General features: G+C 62.7%; 17 protein-coding genes. 8 read left to right on the top strand and 9 right to left on the bottom strand.

Translation table 11 applies throughout. From position 1 onward, the window contains the following. The first annotated feature begins 6 nt into the window (after nucleotides 1-6). Nucleotides 7-1,155, top strand: a complete 1,149-nt coding sequence (menE, locus tag HMPREF3147_RS11870; RefSeq protein ID WP_070447978.1) for an o-succinylbenzoate--CoA ligase — start codon at nucleotides 7-9, stop codon at nucleotides 1,153-1,155. On the opposite strand, the gene HMPREF3147_RS11865 is transcribed toward menE, so the two are convergent. Then, nucleotides 1,152-1,841: a metal-dependent transcriptional regulator gene (locus tag HMPREF3147_RS11865; protein ID WP_070447976.1), complete on the bottom strand. Its 690-nt coding sequence runs from the start codon at nucleotides 1,839-1,841 to the stop codon at nucleotides 1,152-1,154. The genes menE and HMPREF3147_RS11865 overlap by 4 nt on opposite strands. A 107-nt stretch (nucleotides 1,842-1,948) precedes the next feature. Here HMPREF3147_RS11865 and HMPREF3147_RS11860 point away from each other — a divergent pair, with 107 nt between their 5' ends. The 5 genes from HMPREF3147_RS11860 to HMPREF3147_RS11840 are packed head-to-tail and all read left to right on the top strand — an operon-like array spanning nucleotide 1,949 to nucleotide 6,177. Further along, nucleotides 1,949-2,875, top strand: a complete 927-nt coding sequence (locus HMPREF3147_RS11860) for a metal ABC transporter substrate-binding protein (protein ID WP_070447974.1) — start codon at nucleotides 1,949-1,951, stop codon at nucleotides 2,873-2,875. Further along, a complete protein-coding gene (locus HMPREF3147_RS11855; RefSeq protein ID WP_070447972.1) occupies nucleotides 2,875-3,585 on the top strand; it encodes a metal ABC transporter ATP-binding protein in 711 nt (236 codons plus the stop codon). Before HMPREF3147_RS11860 ends, HMPREF3147_RS11855 begins: the two co-directional genes overlap by 1 nt. After that, nucleotides 3,582-4,436, top strand: coding sequence for a metal ABC transporter permease (locus HMPREF3147_RS11850; protein WP_070447970.1), 855 nt, complete (start codon nucleotides 3,582-3,584; stop codon nucleotides 4,434-4,436). Before HMPREF3147_RS11855 ends, HMPREF3147_RS11850 begins: the two co-directional genes overlap by 4 nt. Beyond that, complete coding sequence (locus tag HMPREF3147_RS11845; protein ID WP_070447968.1) at nucleotides 4,433-5,287, top strand: metal ABC transporter permease; 855 nt, start codon at nucleotides 4,433-4,435, stop codon at nucleotides 5,285-5,287. Before HMPREF3147_RS11850 ends, HMPREF3147_RS11845 begins: the two co-directional genes overlap by 4 nt. A gap of 5 nt (nucleotides 5,288-5,292) precedes the next feature. Next, nucleotides 5,293-6,177 (top strand): 1,4-dihydroxy-2-naphthoate polyprenyltransferase, encoded by an 885-nt coding sequence (locus HMPREF3147_RS11840; RefSeq protein WP_070447966.1) that lies wholly within the window; start codon nucleotides 5,293-5,295, stop codon nucleotides 6,175-6,177. 8 nt (nucleotides 6,178-6,185) lie between these two features. On the opposite strand, the gene HMPREF3147_RS11835 is transcribed toward HMPREF3147_RS11840, so the two are convergent. Beyond that, nucleotides 6,186-6,527 carry a DUF4229 domain-containing protein gene (locus tag HMPREF3147_RS11835; RefSeq protein ID WP_070447964.1) on the bottom strand — a complete coding sequence of 114 codons (342 nt, stop codon included), beginning with the start codon at nucleotides 6,525-6,527 and terminating at the stop codon, nucleotides 6,186-6,188. Between the two features lie 43 nt (nucleotides 6,528-6,570). Here HMPREF3147_RS11835 and HMPREF3147_RS11830 point away from each other — a divergent pair, with 43 nt between their 5' ends. Next, a complete protein-coding gene (locus HMPREF3147_RS11830; protein WP_070447962.1) occupies nucleotides 6,571-6,879 on the top strand; it encodes a hypothetical protein in 309 nt (102 codons plus the stop codon). Here the strand turns inward: HMPREF3147_RS11830 and HMPREF3147_RS11825 are convergent. The 7 genes from HMPREF3147_RS11825 to hemL form a co-directional block, all read right to left on the bottom strand. Then, nucleotides 6,876-7,133 carry a helix-turn-helix domain-containing protein gene (locus HMPREF3147_RS11825; RefSeq protein ID WP_070447960.1) on the bottom strand — a complete coding sequence of 86 codons (258 nt, stop codon included), beginning with the start codon at nucleotides 7,131-7,133 and terminating at the stop codon, nucleotides 6,876-6,878. The genes HMPREF3147_RS11830 and HMPREF3147_RS11825 overlap by 4 nt on opposite strands. Next, entirely contained in the window at nucleotides 7,134-8,165 is a 1,032-nt protein-coding gene (gene ccsB, locus HMPREF3147_RS11820; protein ID WP_070447958.1) for a c-type cytochrome biogenesis protein CcsB, read from the bottom strand. A 141-nt stretch (nucleotides 8,166-8,306) separates the two neighbouring features. Further along, nucleotides 8,307-9,938: a cytochrome c biogenesis protein ResB gene (locus HMPREF3147_RS11815; protein WP_070447956.1), complete on the bottom strand. Its 1,632-nt coding sequence runs from the start codon at nucleotides 9,936-9,938 to the stop codon at nucleotides 8,307-8,309. Nucleotides 9,939-9,950: 12 nt separating this feature from the next. Further along, nucleotides 9,951-10,736, bottom strand: a complete 786-nt coding sequence (locus tag HMPREF3147_RS11810) for a cytochrome c biogenesis CcdA family protein (RefSeq protein WP_070448036.1) — start codon at nucleotides 10,734-10,736, stop codon at nucleotides 9,951-9,953. 17 nt (nucleotides 10,737-10,753) lie between these two features. Next, nucleotides 10,754-11,359 carry a TlpA disulfide reductase family protein gene (locus HMPREF3147_RS11805; protein ID WP_070447954.1) on the bottom strand — a complete coding sequence of 202 codons (606 nt, stop codon included), beginning with the start codon at nucleotides 11,357-11,359 and terminating at the stop codon, nucleotides 10,754-10,756. After that, nucleotides 11,359-11,967, bottom strand: coding sequence for a histidine phosphatase family protein (locus tag HMPREF3147_RS11800; RefSeq protein ID WP_070447951.1), 609 nt, complete (start codon nucleotides 11,965-11,967; stop codon nucleotides 11,359-11,361). Before HMPREF3147_RS11800 ends, HMPREF3147_RS11805 begins: the two co-directional genes overlap by 1 nt. A 31-nt stretch (nucleotides 11,968-11,998) precedes the next feature. Continuing rightward, nucleotides 11,999-13,333, bottom strand: a complete 1,335-nt coding sequence (hemL, locus tag HMPREF3147_RS11795; RefSeq protein WP_070447949.1) for a glutamate-1-semialdehyde 2,1-aminomutase — start codon at nucleotides 13,331-13,333, stop codon at nucleotides 11,999-12,001. 203 nt (nucleotides 13,334-13,536) lie between these two features. Between hemL and HMPREF3147_RS11790 the strand changes: the two genes are divergently transcribed. Next, a complete protein-coding gene (locus HMPREF3147_RS11790; protein ID WP_070447947.1) occupies nucleotides 13,537-14,016 on the top strand; it encodes a hypothetical protein in 480 nt (159 codons plus the stop codon). Nucleotides 14,017-14,188: the final 172 nt, after the last annotated feature.

Raw genomic sequence — 14,188 nt, 5'->3', positions numbered from 1 at the left:
CTAACCGTGACCATCCTCTCTCCTCTGCCTGTCAATCCACATGACCCCGCCGCCATCCTCCCTGATCTGGAGGCGGCCATCGCAGGACAAGCCGCCTTCCTGCCCATTCCGGCGGAGGACTGCACCCGCGCGCAGCTCCTGCGCAACCACATGCGCGCAGGAGAACCTATTGATCCCTCCATCGCGCTGGTCGTGGCCACCTCCGGGTCCACGGGCACGCCGAAAGGCGCGCAACTCACGGCCGCCAACTTGGTCTCCAGCGCCGATGCCACGCACCGCGCTCTCGGCGGCACCGGTCAGTGGCTGCTAGCCATGCCCGCCGCCCATATCGCGGGAATCCAGGTATTAATCCGCTCGCTCGTCGCGGGTGTGGAGCCGCTCTGCCTTGACCTGTCGGAAGGTTTTTCCATCCCCAATTTCGCCCGCGCCGCGCACGAGCTGGCCGCCACCGGGGATCGCTCATACACGGGCCTGACCCCCATGCAGCTGGCCAAGGCCATGGATTCGCTAGAGGGAATCGAGGCCCTGCGCACCTTTGACGCCATCCTCGTCGGAGGTGCTGCCACCCACCCACAGTTGTTGGAGTCAGCGAAGAAGCTGCGCATCACCATCGTCACCACCTACGGTTCCTCGGAGACTTCCGGTGGCTGCGTCTACAACGGACAGCCACTGGATAGCGCTCGTGTTCGCCTCGGCGACGAGGGGCGCATTTACCTTGGCGGGCCCATGATTGCGCAGGGCTACCGAAACGTGGACTCAGATGCCTTCGTGGCCGATGAGTCCGGCACCTCGTGGTTTGCTACCTCCGACGCCGGCGCGCTTCACGACGGCCACCTCACCGTCACCGGGCGCCTCGACAACATCCTGAACACCGGCGGTTTGAAGCTCCACCCAGAGCAGCTCGAGCAGCACATCCTGCACGTGCCGGGAGTGGACGGCGTGTGCGTGGTCGGCATCCCCCACCCACGCTTGGGACAGATGATCGTCGCTGCCTATACCGGATGGGCGGATGTCGGCGATATCCTTGTGGCTCTCGACGATAGTGGCCTTCCCCGGTGGCACATCCCCAAGGACTTCAAGCGCCTAGCCGAGCTCCCCACCACCGGCCCCGGCAAGGTTGACCGCCTCGCCGTCACCCGGCTGTGGAGCGCCTAAACCTCCGCTTCGCTGATGCTGCGTACGGCGATACCGCGCGCAGCGGATTCCCCGATCGGGAAACTCGAACCGCCGTCTACGGCAACCTCGAGCACACCCGCGACCGAGGGGGCAACGACGGTCACTTCCACCCCCGGCCGCACTCCATATTTATCCAGGTAGCGCAAAAATTCGCCATCAGCGTCAGTGACCTGCTCCACGGTGACGGGGGTCTGTGCGGGGACGTCGATAAGCGTAATGCGCGAGACCGGCTCGGCAGTGCCATCCGGGGCAGGTATGGGATCACCATGCGGATCGCGGGCGGGGTTGCCCAGGAAAGAATCGAGACGTTCAACGAGCCTGTCGGACGTCGCGTGCTCTAGCATTTCCGCCTCATCGTGCACCTCATCCCAGGTATAGCCCAGAGTGCGCACGAGGAAGGTTTCCAGGAGTCGATGCCGACGCACCATTGCCACAGCCAGCCGCCGGCCTTCCTCAACAAGCCGAACACCGAAGTAGCGTTCGTGTTCCACCAGCCCCTTCGCGGCCAGGCGCTTGACCGCCTCCGAAGTAGTGGGCAGTTTCTGCCCCGCCGCTTTGGCTAGATCCCCGAGCGGCATCGCGGTATTAGCGCCCTCTTTCTCCTCATAGGTCCAGAGGATCTTGAGGTAGTCCTGGGTGCGTTCGGGCAGCTCACTGATGTGCATACCCCCATCGTAGTTCAGCCTATTGCTTCCAAAGGTTTCAGGACTTATGCTCTTTCAAGTTCACTCTATTGAACATCGACATTCACTTTTAATAAGAGAGGTTTCCCGTGAAGAAACTTATTGCGCTTCCCCTCGCTTCCCTCGTGGCTGCCACCGCGCTGACTGCCTGCACCAGCAGCGACTCCGCCGAAGCCCAGGACGACAATCTGACGATCTTCGCCACGACCGGTTACTTGGCTGATGCGGCCGCCAACATCGCCCCGGACGCCGACATCACCACCATGGTCGGCCCCGGCGGCGATCCACACACCTACCAGCCCACCACGCGCGATATTGAAAAGATGCAGGACGCCGACCTCGTCCTCTGGAATGGCCTTCACCTCGAGGCGCAAATGGTGGACCAGCTCTCCTCCCTCGGTGAGAAGCAGCTAGCTGTCGGCGAACAGCTCGATACTGCTGACCTCCTGCCGTGGCCCGAGCAAGGCGACAAGGGCGAAAAACTCTACGACCCGCACATCTGGAATAGCCCCGAGCTGTGGAGCCAGGTCGTCGATCACATCGGCACCAAACTCGGTGAAATCGACTCTGACAATGCCGAAGACTATGCCGCGGCCGCCGATGCATATGAAGACAAGATTGCAGCCGCGCACGACAAGGCCGCTAAGGAACTCGAAAACGCCTCCCCGCGCGTTCTCATCACCGGCCATGACGCTTTCAACTACTTCGGCAAGACCTTCGACTTTGAAGTCCAAGCCACCGACTTCGTCACCACCGAAGCCACCAAGTCCGCCACTGAGATCTCCGAGCTCGCGGATACCATCGCGGAGAAGAAGGTCCCCGTTATCTTCCAAGATAACCAGGCGAACCCACAGGCCATCACTTCTCTCAAGGAAGCCGTAGAATCCCGCAACTGGACAGTCACCATCTCGGATGAGGAGCTTTTTGCCGATACCCTCGGCCCGGAAGCCCCCACCGATACCTACCTCGGAGCCTTTGAGCACAATGCTAGCGCCGTGGCGAAAGCACTGAGCTAATGCTCCACGTTGAAAAACTCACCGCCGGCTATCCACGCACGCCGGTGCTTCACGACGCCACCTTCACCCTCACCCCCGCGACCATCACCGGACTGGTAGGCGCGAATGGGTCGGGAAAGTCCACTCTGGTCCGCACGCTGGTCGGGCTCCTTCCGCCACTAGCCTGCGGGTCGATGACCTTCGATGGCGTCGATCTTGCGCATTTTCGGCAGCGGCTCGGGTACATGCCACAACATGCGAATATCGACTGGAGTTACCCTGCCACCGCCTTCGACGTTGCCCTGATGGGCCGCACCGCCGGGCTGCGCTGGTGGCAGTGGCCCAGCCGCGCTGACAAAGACGCCGCCCACGCAGCACTTGCTCGCACCGGAATGCAGGCACACGCGCAACTGCCAATTTCCGCGCTATCTGGTGGGCAGCGCCAGCGCGTGTTGTTGGCGCGCACGCTCGTTAGCGATCCGGAATTCATCATCCTGGACGAGCCCTTCGCTGGTGTTGATGCCGCAAGTCAGCGCGCCATCATGGATGTACTCAAGGAACTGCGCGACAACGGCGTGACCATCCTGCTGGTGCACCACAACCTGGCGGAAGTCGCCGACTTTTGCGATGAGGTCCTCATGGTCGGCCACGGCCGGCTCATTGCTGCTGGCCCCACCGAACAGGTTCTCACAGAGTCCGCCATTGCCGATATGTTTTCCCTGCCATCATGAACCCACTCGAGCTTCTTCAGAACTACACCTATACCCAGGCACTCCTGGGTACCGTGCTGATCGGTGGCTGCGCCGGCGCGCTCGGCCCATTGGTATATGTTCGCCGCACCAGCCTGCTGGCCGATGCCATCTCGCATTCTTCCCTGCCCGGCCTGCTCACCGCCTTCCTCGTGGCCACCGCCATTGGCTGGGACGGGCGAAACGTCTGGCTCCTTGCTTGTGGAGCCCTGCTCACCGGAACGCTTGCGGTGGTCTGTATTCACCTCATCCCGCGGTTGACTCCCCTGGGGCAAACCACTGCGATGGCGGCCACGCTGACCACGTTTTTCTCGGTAGGCATGCTGCTCATGCAGTATATTTCCCGCCGACCATTGCCTGGCAAGGCCGGAATCCAGGATTATTTGCTGGGAAATGCCTCCACGCTCACTCGCGCGGATGTGCGCTCCACACTCATCATCGGTGGCTGCGTGCTGCTTTTTCTTTTCCTCATTCACACCCGGCAGGCCGCGGTCACCTTTGACTCAAGTTTTGCCCAGGTAGCCGGCATTCGCGCCTCGTTCCTCAACGCGGCTAGTTTCTTCGCCCTCACCGCCATCACGGTGCTCGGTGTCAAAGTCGTCGGCGTGGTACTCATGGTCGCCGTAGTCATCAGCCCTGCCGCCGCTGCCCGCCCCTGGACCACGCGCTTGCTACCTTTCATCGCGCTCTCCGGGTTCCTCGGCGCGGCGACCGCTGCTCTCGGCTGCTATGTCTCCATTGCGCATGGCCCGCTGCCCACCGGTCCGGTCATCGTCCTGGCTCAGGCAGCGCTCGTCACCATCAGCCTCCTCAGCAGAAAGCTCGCCTCATGACCCTCGCCGCCACCGCTTGTCTCCTTGCCGTCCTGACCGCCTTGGCCTGTGCTATCCCCGGCACCTTTGTTGTCCTCAAAGGCCAGGCCATGCTTATCGACGGCATCGGCCATGCCGTCCTCCCCGGGATTGCCATCGGCTACCTCTTTACCTCCGATCTGGATTCGCCCGTGCTGCTCGCTACCGCGGCTGCCGGCGCCTTGGTAGTAGCGCTGGGGACCGATGCGCTCCAGCGAAGCCCACTGGTGACTGCTGATTCCGCCCTCGGGTTGGTCTTTCCCGCCCTGTTTGCCGCCGGAGTCATCTTGATCTCCACGCACATGAGCCACGTGCACCTTGATGTCCACGCGGTTCTCGTCGGTGATCTCAACCTCGCGGCCTTCTCCAACCCTAACTATTGCTACATCATGGCCGCAGTGCTGGGTATCAATGCTCTCTTCCTCGCCCTTACACTGCCGCGTTTATCCGCCACGACTTTTGACGCCGATTTTTGTGCCGCACGCGGGGTGCCCACGCGCGTTCTTCACGTCATTTTTATGACCGTGGTTGCCTGCACTGCCACCGCCGCTTTTCACGCTGCCGGTGCCATGCTGGTCATCGCGCTCATGGTATTCCCGACGATGACCGCGCGACTGCTTACTCAGCGCGTGCCCACGCTGGTGTTGACTGCCTGTGGCGTTGCCGCGATCAGCGCAGTCGTTGGATTTTGGGTTGCCTATGTCCTCGACGCAGCTACCTCTGCCGCAATGACAGTCACCAATGCCGTCGTTTTCGTCGCGGTGCTCATTATCTACCGCCTTCGCCAACGCACCAGCTCATTGCCGCAGCGAACCACACCAGTGGCACAATAGTGAGCATGTCTGCCTTTTCCGCCACTCCTGCCGATTGGCTCCAGGGTGCTCGCCCGCATACCTGGGCCAATGCCTTTGCTCCCGTTATCGCTGGTACCGGCGCTGCCGCCGCGGCGCATGGTTTGCACTGGGGCCGGGCGTTGCTGGCACTCATCGTGGCCTGGGCACTCATCATCGGTGTGAACTACGCCAACGACTACTCCGATGGCATCCGCGGCACCGATGATGACCGCACCGGCCCCCAGCGCCTCACCGGCGGCGGGCTGGCCAAACCACAGCACGTCAAGTTCGCCGCCTTCGCTTGCTTCGGCGTGGCCGCCATCGCGGGAATTTCGCTCTCCCTGGCTGCCAACGCAGCTTGGTTCATCCTCGTCGGCGCCGTGTGTATCGCCGGCGCCTGGTTCTATACCGGTGGCAAGAACCCCTACGGCTACCGCGGGTTCGGAGAAATCGCCGTTTTCGTATTCTTCGGGCTCGTCGCCGTCCTGGGCACCGAGTACACGCAGGCCGGCCGCATCACGTGGACGGGCCTTGCCTTAGCCGTGGGTATCGGCGGTATGAGTGCGGCGGTAAACCTGGCCAATAACATCCGGGACATCCCCTCCGATAAGGCCACCGGCAAGATCACTTTGGCGGTGCGCCTAGGTGATAAAAAGTCCCGCACGCTATTCATGACACTCTTGCTGCTGCCGGTACTACTCACCATCGGCCTAGCCTTCGATTCCTGGGCCGCGCTCGCTTCGCTGCTCTACTTCCCCCTCGCGCTGGGTGCTATCCGCACCGTCAACCGCGGCGCACGCGGCCCGAAACTCATCCCAGTACTTGGCATGGCCGGCCGCGCAATGCTGGTGTGGGCGGTTATCAACGCTGTAGCGCTGGCTCTGGTTTAACCACCGATTTAGCGGCCGGCCAGCTCCTCTTGGACCCACTTCTTGTGGGCCTTGCGCTGCGCGGAGTACTCCGCCAGCGTCTGAGTGGCTTCCATGCGCCACATGGAGAAGATCAGCATGGACAGCGGCAGCGCCACAAACAACGCCAACAGGGCGGAGACCAACAGCGGAAAGGCCCCGAGTACCGCCATGGCCAGCAGCTGAATTACCGCGGTGAGCACAATGAACAGCACCACGCGGGCAGCCCCGTACTTCCACAAAGCGACGCGGGAGCGGCGCTTGAGCGCCGGGTCCGGCTGGGGCGGTTCGGGGTTCTGGGAAGTGTTGGTGGTGTTTTCTGTCTGACTCATAATTCTCACTTTTGCTTTGCGGGCATTCCGTAGAATACAACGCATGGGTCGATTGATACTACTACTCTTGTTTGTCCTCGCGGCGGTCCTCGTATGGAAGGCCTTTGGTCCGTCGAGTTGGAATAAGAAGGTGCAGCAGGCACAGCAGCCGCAGCGCCCCGCAATCAAGGGCCCAGACGATGACGAAGAGTTCCTGTGGAACCTAGAGAAGCAGCGCTTCAAAGAGCGCCGCGCCAGGGAGCGGGAGGCAGAGCGCCAAGAAGAAGAGCGCCGCCGGCGCTCACAGGGTTCACAAGGTTCCCAGAAACCCAAGGCCCCCGAGGACAAAGACAATAAAGCCGACGAAGCCTAAGCCTTCGGCTCGAAGGTCATCTCAAGGCCGAGGGCCTCAGCCACCGCAATCACCTTTTCCCAGCGCACGCCAGAGCCGCCGTGCTCGATGGTGTGCAGCGTGGAGCGCGAAATCCCGGCCTTCTCAGCCAGCGCCTGCTGCAAGATACCGAGTTCTCGGCGGCGCTGCGCAAAGCCCTCACCGAGAGCGATGAGCTGCGGGTTATCGCCCGCCGGCTTGCCCTGTTTGTGCCGCGGCTTAGGGGTCTCCGCCATTTAGTTCAGCCCCGCATAGGAGTGCAGGCCGGAGACAACCATGTTGATGAAGAACAGGTTGAAGATCATGAGCAGCATCGCCGCGATGTTGATATACGGCGCGGCCTTGCGGAAGGCCGGCGTCGCGCGGGCGTGCAGGTAGGCAGCGTAGAGGATCCAGGTGGCGAAGGAGACGGTCTCCTTCGGGTCCCAACCCCAGTAGCGGCCCCATGCGGACTCGGCCCAAATGGCGCCCAGCACAATACCCAGGCCCAGGGTCGGCAGCGCCACCACGCCCAAGCGATAAGCCAAGCGGTCCAGCTTCTTCGCCGAAGGAAGCGGGCGGGCAAGCGCACCGAAGAAACCAGACTCATTACCCTTCGGCTGGAATTCACGCAGCACGCTGAGCAGAGAGGCAATACCGGAGACCACGCCGATGGACGCGCCCAACGAGACCACGGTGACGTGAATCGGCAGCCAGTGGGACTGCAGTGCCGGAACCACCGGAGCGGATTCCGCATAAAGCTTGGTGGAGCCATAGAACATCAGCGCCAGAATCGGCGTGAGCAGCCACGGCCACAGGGTGCGCCACTCCTTGCGCTGCATGGCAATGGTCGCCACCACCATGGCGCCGGCGGTCACCATGAGCACGTACTCGTAAAGGTTGCCAAACGGGAAGCGCCCCGTTGCCAGACCGCGCAGCACAATGGCCGCCAAGTGTAAGGCGATACCCAACCACAGGAGCATCTGCGTCATGCCGCCGAGCTTGTCGGCGTTCTCCCGCTTCTTCGCCAGATCCGCATCTAGGTCAGCATCGGGACCAGCGCTGGCTGTCGGGGGGACGTCGCCAAGCACGGCACTGTCTGCCGAGGCCCCCACGCTGGCGAGTTCGCGCTGCTGCGCCACAGCACTCGTGCGGGAGCGCATAGCCTCGATGATGCTGTGCATCCGGCCGTAGTAGACCAGGGACAACACCAAGGCGAGAGCATAAACGACGAACGCGGTTTGCACCGCGATGTCGGAAAAGTTGGACAGATTTTGATCAACCTGCATGAGTGGGAAACCTTGCCTTCACAATCGTGCCTACACCGTGCTTCACGCACGAGGCTGCATGAGCGGAGAGATTTATGGTGCTCATAAGAGTACCTCCCTTTCCCAGCAGTATCCAACTTTTGACGGATACACTCCGCGCCTTTAGTCGGCGGAGTAGAGCTCGTCTTCCTCCACCTCATCGGGATCCGGCAACTCCAAGAGCTCGCGGTGAAGCTTATGGAATTCCTCAGACCAACCCGCGCGGTCGGTGCGGGCAAGACCGCCCATCTCGATGTCGGTGCCGCCGTTGGCGCCAGGTCGGATGCGCACCCACACGCGGCGGCGCTTGATCACCAGCGAGCCAACAAGCGAGACCAGCATGACCAGCGAGGACACCAAGACCCAGCTCTGGAAGGGGTCATAGGAAACCTGGTAGTTCGCAAACTCGGAGGCACCGTCGAAGGTAATCTTCGTGCCGTCGTCCAGCGTGACCGATTCACCTTGGTTCAGGTTGACGCGGTCGATCTTCTGCAGCTGGCCCGTGTGGACCAGGTTGGAATCCAGGGAGAAGAAGGACTGCGGGGTACCCGTGTCCAGGCCGGCATCGCCGCGGTAGATATCGATAGCCACGGCTGGGTCCAGCATCGCTGGGTAGGAGGATTGCAGCAGCTTGCCGTTCTCACCGGACCACTCAGCGGTCGGCGCAAAGAGGCCCTGGATGGCGATCTGGTTCTGACGGCGCTCAAACAGGTCCGGGTACATGCCCGCCGGCGGATCAAAACGCATCACTCCCGAGGACAGGAAGAACGTGGTGTCATTGGGCTGAAATTGGATGGTCTGCGTGCGCTTCTCGCCGTTGGGCCACTCCACCGTCATGGTCGGCGCAAAGCCGTGCCCTTGCAGGTAGACGCGGTTGCTATCAATGCGCAGCGGGTGGTTGACCTGCAGCTGGTAGTCCTCCCAGGTCTCCGGGTCCGTGAAGATATCGTCGCCCGCGGCATAGGACACGTTGGAGGTGAACATCTCCGCCTGACCATTGGGCAGGTAGTCCGCAGTGAAGTCGTGGGCCAGGAAGCAGAAGGGGTGCAGGCCGGTGCCGTCGAAAAGCGGGCCGGCGCGGAAGGAGTCATAGACGGAGGTCGAGGTGTTGCAGAACTCCGTGGATTGCGCCTGCTCTTGGGTCTGCCCCTGGGAGTTCTTTTCCGTGACCACGATGACCTGTCCCTCGTAGTGCACCAGGCGCCCGGCGGCCATGGTCAGCAGGATGGCCACGAGCGCAATGTGGAAGATGAGGTTGCACAGCTCGCGGGCATAGCCGCGCTCGGCGGAGAAAGACTGCGCACCCGCACGGTCCTTGTCTGGGGAGACCTCGGAGACTCGCCACTTCTTCAGCATGGTCTTGGTGGCAGCCGCGATCTCCTCCGGGGATTTCTCCGAATGCCCGGTGGCGTTCAGCGGCATCTTTTCCAGGTACTTCGGCGCGCGAGTCGGAGGGGTGCGGTAGGCCTTGTAATGATCCCAGGAGCGCGGGATGATGCAGCCCACCAAGGAAATCATGAGCAGGACGTAGATGGCTTGGAACCAGACGGAGGAGAAGACATCGAAAAGCTGCAGCTTGTCGTAGATCTCCGCGACCTTGCCGTTGGTCTCAATGAAGTCATTGACATTGGACTCATTGAGCGAGCGCTGCGGCAGAAGCGATCCGGGGATGGCGGCAATGGCCAGCAGGAAGAGCAGCGCCAGCGCGGTGCGCATGCTGGTCAGCCAGTGCCAGGCCTTGCGGATATATCTCACGAAAATTCTCCTTTACAGCAGCGTCGCGCCATAGGACACAGTCCACTGGCGGATGGCGTTGATGAAATCTCCCCAGAGCCCGGTCAGCAGCGCCAGGCCGACGAGAATCATGGCGATGCCGCCAATGATCTGGATGGCGCGGGAGTGTTTGCGCATCCAGGTCACGGTGCGCATGGCCTTAGCGGAGCCCAGCGCTACGAGTAGGAAAGGCAGGCCCAGGCCCAGGCAGTAGCCAATGATGAGGATGGTGCCGCGCAGCGCGGTGGTTCCCTCGGTGCCGACGGAGACTGACATGATGGCAGCCAGCGTGGGGCCCAAGCACGGGGTCCAGCCCAGGGCGAAAACCCCGCCGAGCAGCGGCGCGCCCAGCCACGTGGTCCAGCGCCGCGGCGCCATGCGCGTGTCCTTCTGCAGTACCGGCACCACGCCCATGAACACCACGCCCATGAGGATGGTGATGATGCCACCGGCGCGCATGAGGGTGTCCGCGTTGAGTGTGAGCGCCGAAATGGCGCCGAAAACCGACACGGTGGCCAGTACAAACACGACGGTAAAGCCCAGCACGAAGAGTGCGGCGGCACCAACGACGGCCCAACGCCGGCGCTTGCCGACGCCCACCCCCAGCTCCTCGTCATAACTCACCTCACCGCCGACCACGGAGGCGAGGTAAGAGATGTAGCCCGGAACCAGTGGAACCACACAGGGCGAGGCGAAGGAGACCAACCCGGCTACAGCGGCGGCGAGCACTCCGATAAGGAGCGGGCCGGACACGGCAGCATCGGCAAAGCTTTGTCCCATACCGTCAGCGGCAAGGATCACTGTTCTTTCTCCAGTTCGTCGACGACCTCGAGGACATCCTTCTCCGTGATCTCGGTCAGGAAGACCGCGGCGGGGCGGTGCTGCTTATCCAGCACGATGGTGGTGGGCACCACGGAGGTGGGCACGCCGCCGAGAGCCGCGGCCGTCTTGAAGGGCGGATCGTAGATGGAGGGGTACTCCAGGCCGTTATCGGCCATAAAGTCCCGGGAAATCTCCGGGTTGAAGTCCTTGACGTTGATGCCGAGAACGGTGCCGACCTTGCGCTTCTGTAACTCCGCGTGGATGGCCTGGAGGTCATCCGATTCGGAGCGGCACGGCGCGCACCACTGACCCCAGGAGTTGAGGACCACGATCTGGTCCTGAAAATCCGAAAGCTTGATCGTCGTGGACTCATCCCGCAGGTCCTCGCCGGAGAAATCCTTGAGTGGCTTGCGGTCTTCCTCCGCATAGCGGATGGTGGTCTGCCCGCCGGGCGAGATGAACTCGAAGGTGCCGCCGGAAGCCACGGCGTTCTGCGCGTTTTCCTCGCTTTGCGCACAGCCAGCCAAGGCAAACACAGCAAGGACACCGGCCGCGGCGGCGCGGATAGTTCTGCGTCCCATTAGATGTCCTGCGCCGGTTCGGAGTAGAAGATATCGATGATCTCGCGGTCACGGTAGACCAGCGAAGTCACCGAAGCCAGCGCGCACGTGCGGTCCCACGGCGCGTGGGCCAGGCGCTTGCCCAGCACGGTGCGCTGCACCATGACGATGGGTAGCTGGTGGGAAACCACGATGGCCTCGTGTCCCTCAGCCTTGGAACGAGCGCGCTCGGCGGCATCCATCATGCGCGCGGCGATTTCCTCGAAAGGCTCGCCCCACGAGGGCTCGAGTGGGTTGACCATGAGCGGCCAGCGCTGCGGGTTCCACAGCTGCGAATTCCAGCCCTTGGTGCGCAGGCCCTCGAAGCGGTTGCCGGACTCGATGACGCCCTTGTCGACGTCCACCTCCAAGCCCGTCACCTGCGCAATCGGCAGCGCGGTTTCCTGCGCGCGCTGCAGCGGCGAGGCCGCCAAGTAGGTCACGTCATGGCCTTCGAAGGCTTTCGCTGTGCGGGCGGCCATCGAGTGCCCACGGGAGGACAAGTGATAGCCCGGGATGCGCCCGTAGAGGATTTTATCCGGGTTATAAACCTCGCCGTGGCGGACGAAGTGGACGATGGTGGTGGACATATACCTGTGTCTATCCCCTCAAATGGTTGGTTTACTGCGGGCGCTGCGCGCTGGCGGCGGCCTGGGCGGCAGGCTTGAGAGCTGCCTCGATTACCTCAAAATCATTGTCCGTGAGCGCATCAGACACAAACCAGGTCTCGAAGGCTGACGGCGGGACATACACGCCGCCTTCCAGCAGTGCGTGGAAGAAGGGTGCGAAGCGCCAGGTATCGGCGGCCTGCATATCGGCGAAGTTGCGGCCCTGGCCCTCGGCGAAGCGGATGGAGAACATCGTCTCCGCACGCTGGATGTGGTGTTCCACGCCGGCGGCGCTCAGTGCCTCGGTGATGAGGCCGGTCAGGCGGTCCGCGTTATCCTGCAGGCGCGGGTATAGCTCTTCGTTGGCAAGCTCCAGGGAAGCCAGACCAGAGGCCATCGCTACCGGGTTACCGGACAGCGTGCCTGCCTGGTAGACGGGGCCCGACGGTGCCAGCGAAGCCATCACGTCGGCGCGGCCGCCGAAGGCGGCTGCCGGCAGGCCACCGGAGACCACCTTGCCGAAGGTCACCAGGTCACCCGCTACCCCATCGACGCCGAACCAGCCCTTGTAGGAGGTGCGGAAGCCGGTCATGACCTCGTCGAGGATGAGCAGGGCGCCGTCGGCATGCGCGATCTCCTTGAGCGCTGCGTTGAAGCCCTCTTGCGGGGCCACGGTGCCCATGTTGCCCGCTGCGGCCTCGGCGATGATGCAGGCGATCTCCCGCGGGTGCGCGGCGAAGGCCTCGCGGACGGCGTCGAGGTCGTTATAGGGGACGACGATGGTGTCCGCGGCCGAAGCGCCGGTCACGCCCGGGGAATCCGGCAGCGCGAAGGTGGCCACGCCGGAGCCAGCCGACGCCAACAGCGCATCCACGTGGCCGTGGTAGCAGCCTTCAAATTTCAGGACCTTGGCGCGGCCGGTGAAACCGCGGGCCAGGCGCACGGCGGACATGGTGGCCTCGGTACCGGAATTGACCAGGCGTACCTGCTCCACGGCGGTGCGCTTGACAATGTGCTCCGCCAGCAGCGTCTCGCCCTCGGTGGGTGCGCCGAAGGAGAGGCCATCGGCAGCCGCCTTCTGCACTGCCTCCACGATGGCCGGGTGGGCATTGCCGTGGATCATCGGGCCATAAGAGCTGACCAGGTCGACGTACTCATTGCCGTCGATATCCCAGAGGCGTGAACCCTGACCGCGAGCGATAACGAGGGCTTGACCGCCCACGGAACCGAAGGCACGAACCGGGGAATTCACGCCACCCGGGGTGACCTTGGTGGCGCGCTCGAACCACTCGGCGGACTGGGACGTATTCTGCTGATTTCGCTGGCTGGAGTTAGGCATAGCCCACATTGTATCGGTTTTAGCCCTATACAAAAGTTTGAGTCCCCTCGTGTCCCACGGTCTTTCCTCCACAGCCTTAAGAACGGCCCTGCACGCTCGCGCTGCACGCCTGCCACTGCAGCGCTATGCTGGCAGCACACTGTTGATTCTGCCTTTCCTTCTTTAAGCGCTGGGGTGCGCTGTGGAGAGGCACTAGCTTAAGGGGGATTCCCATGGCATCGCGCCGTTTTCTTGTCATTCTTGCCTGCCTTCCGCTTTCTGCCTGTGCTGCTACGCAGGCAGAAACCGCTCCGCGAATCGAACCCAGTCCCATCACCTCGGCCCAACCGACGTCCTGGGAGCCGGATGCGGTCCCCCAGCCGGTCAACCGCTTCGGCGACACCACCTCCATTGCTCCCGCCCCAGCCGAACCAGAACCGGTAACCGAGGCACCAGCGCCCATGCCCACGACCATCGAGGCCCCAGCACCACAGGTAGAAACCGTCACCGTCCGCGCGCCAGCGCCCGCACCTGCACCAGCTCCACGCCCGGCCCCACCGCAACGGCCCAATCCCAAACTTCAACTGCCCGAGCCTCCGCAGATCCCCACCTCTATACCGATCCCTCCGGAAGTCCAGAACGGCCTCGACCACATACCGACGCTTCCCCTGCTGCCGCGCGCGGAGGATATCCGCATCGATGTGCCCTTCTAAAAGGCAGATGCCAAGTACGTTTCGATCAAATAGTGACAGAGAACCTCCGTTTTCGGGCCCTTATTTGATCGAAACGTCACCAGCCCTCATGGCCCCACACCAACTAAGGGTAGACCCTGATCTACCTCCTATATTCCCCCACTGCGCATGACAGGAAGCATGCCCGAGAGTT

Origin of the sequence: Corynebacterium sp. HMSC05D03 (assembly GCF_001807205.1) — a bacterium.
GTDB lineage: Bacteria > Actinomycetota > Actinomycetes > Mycobacteriales > Mycobacteriaceae > Corynebacterium > Corynebacterium aurimucosum.
This window is presented reverse-complemented; position numbering and strand designations above follow the sequence as displayed.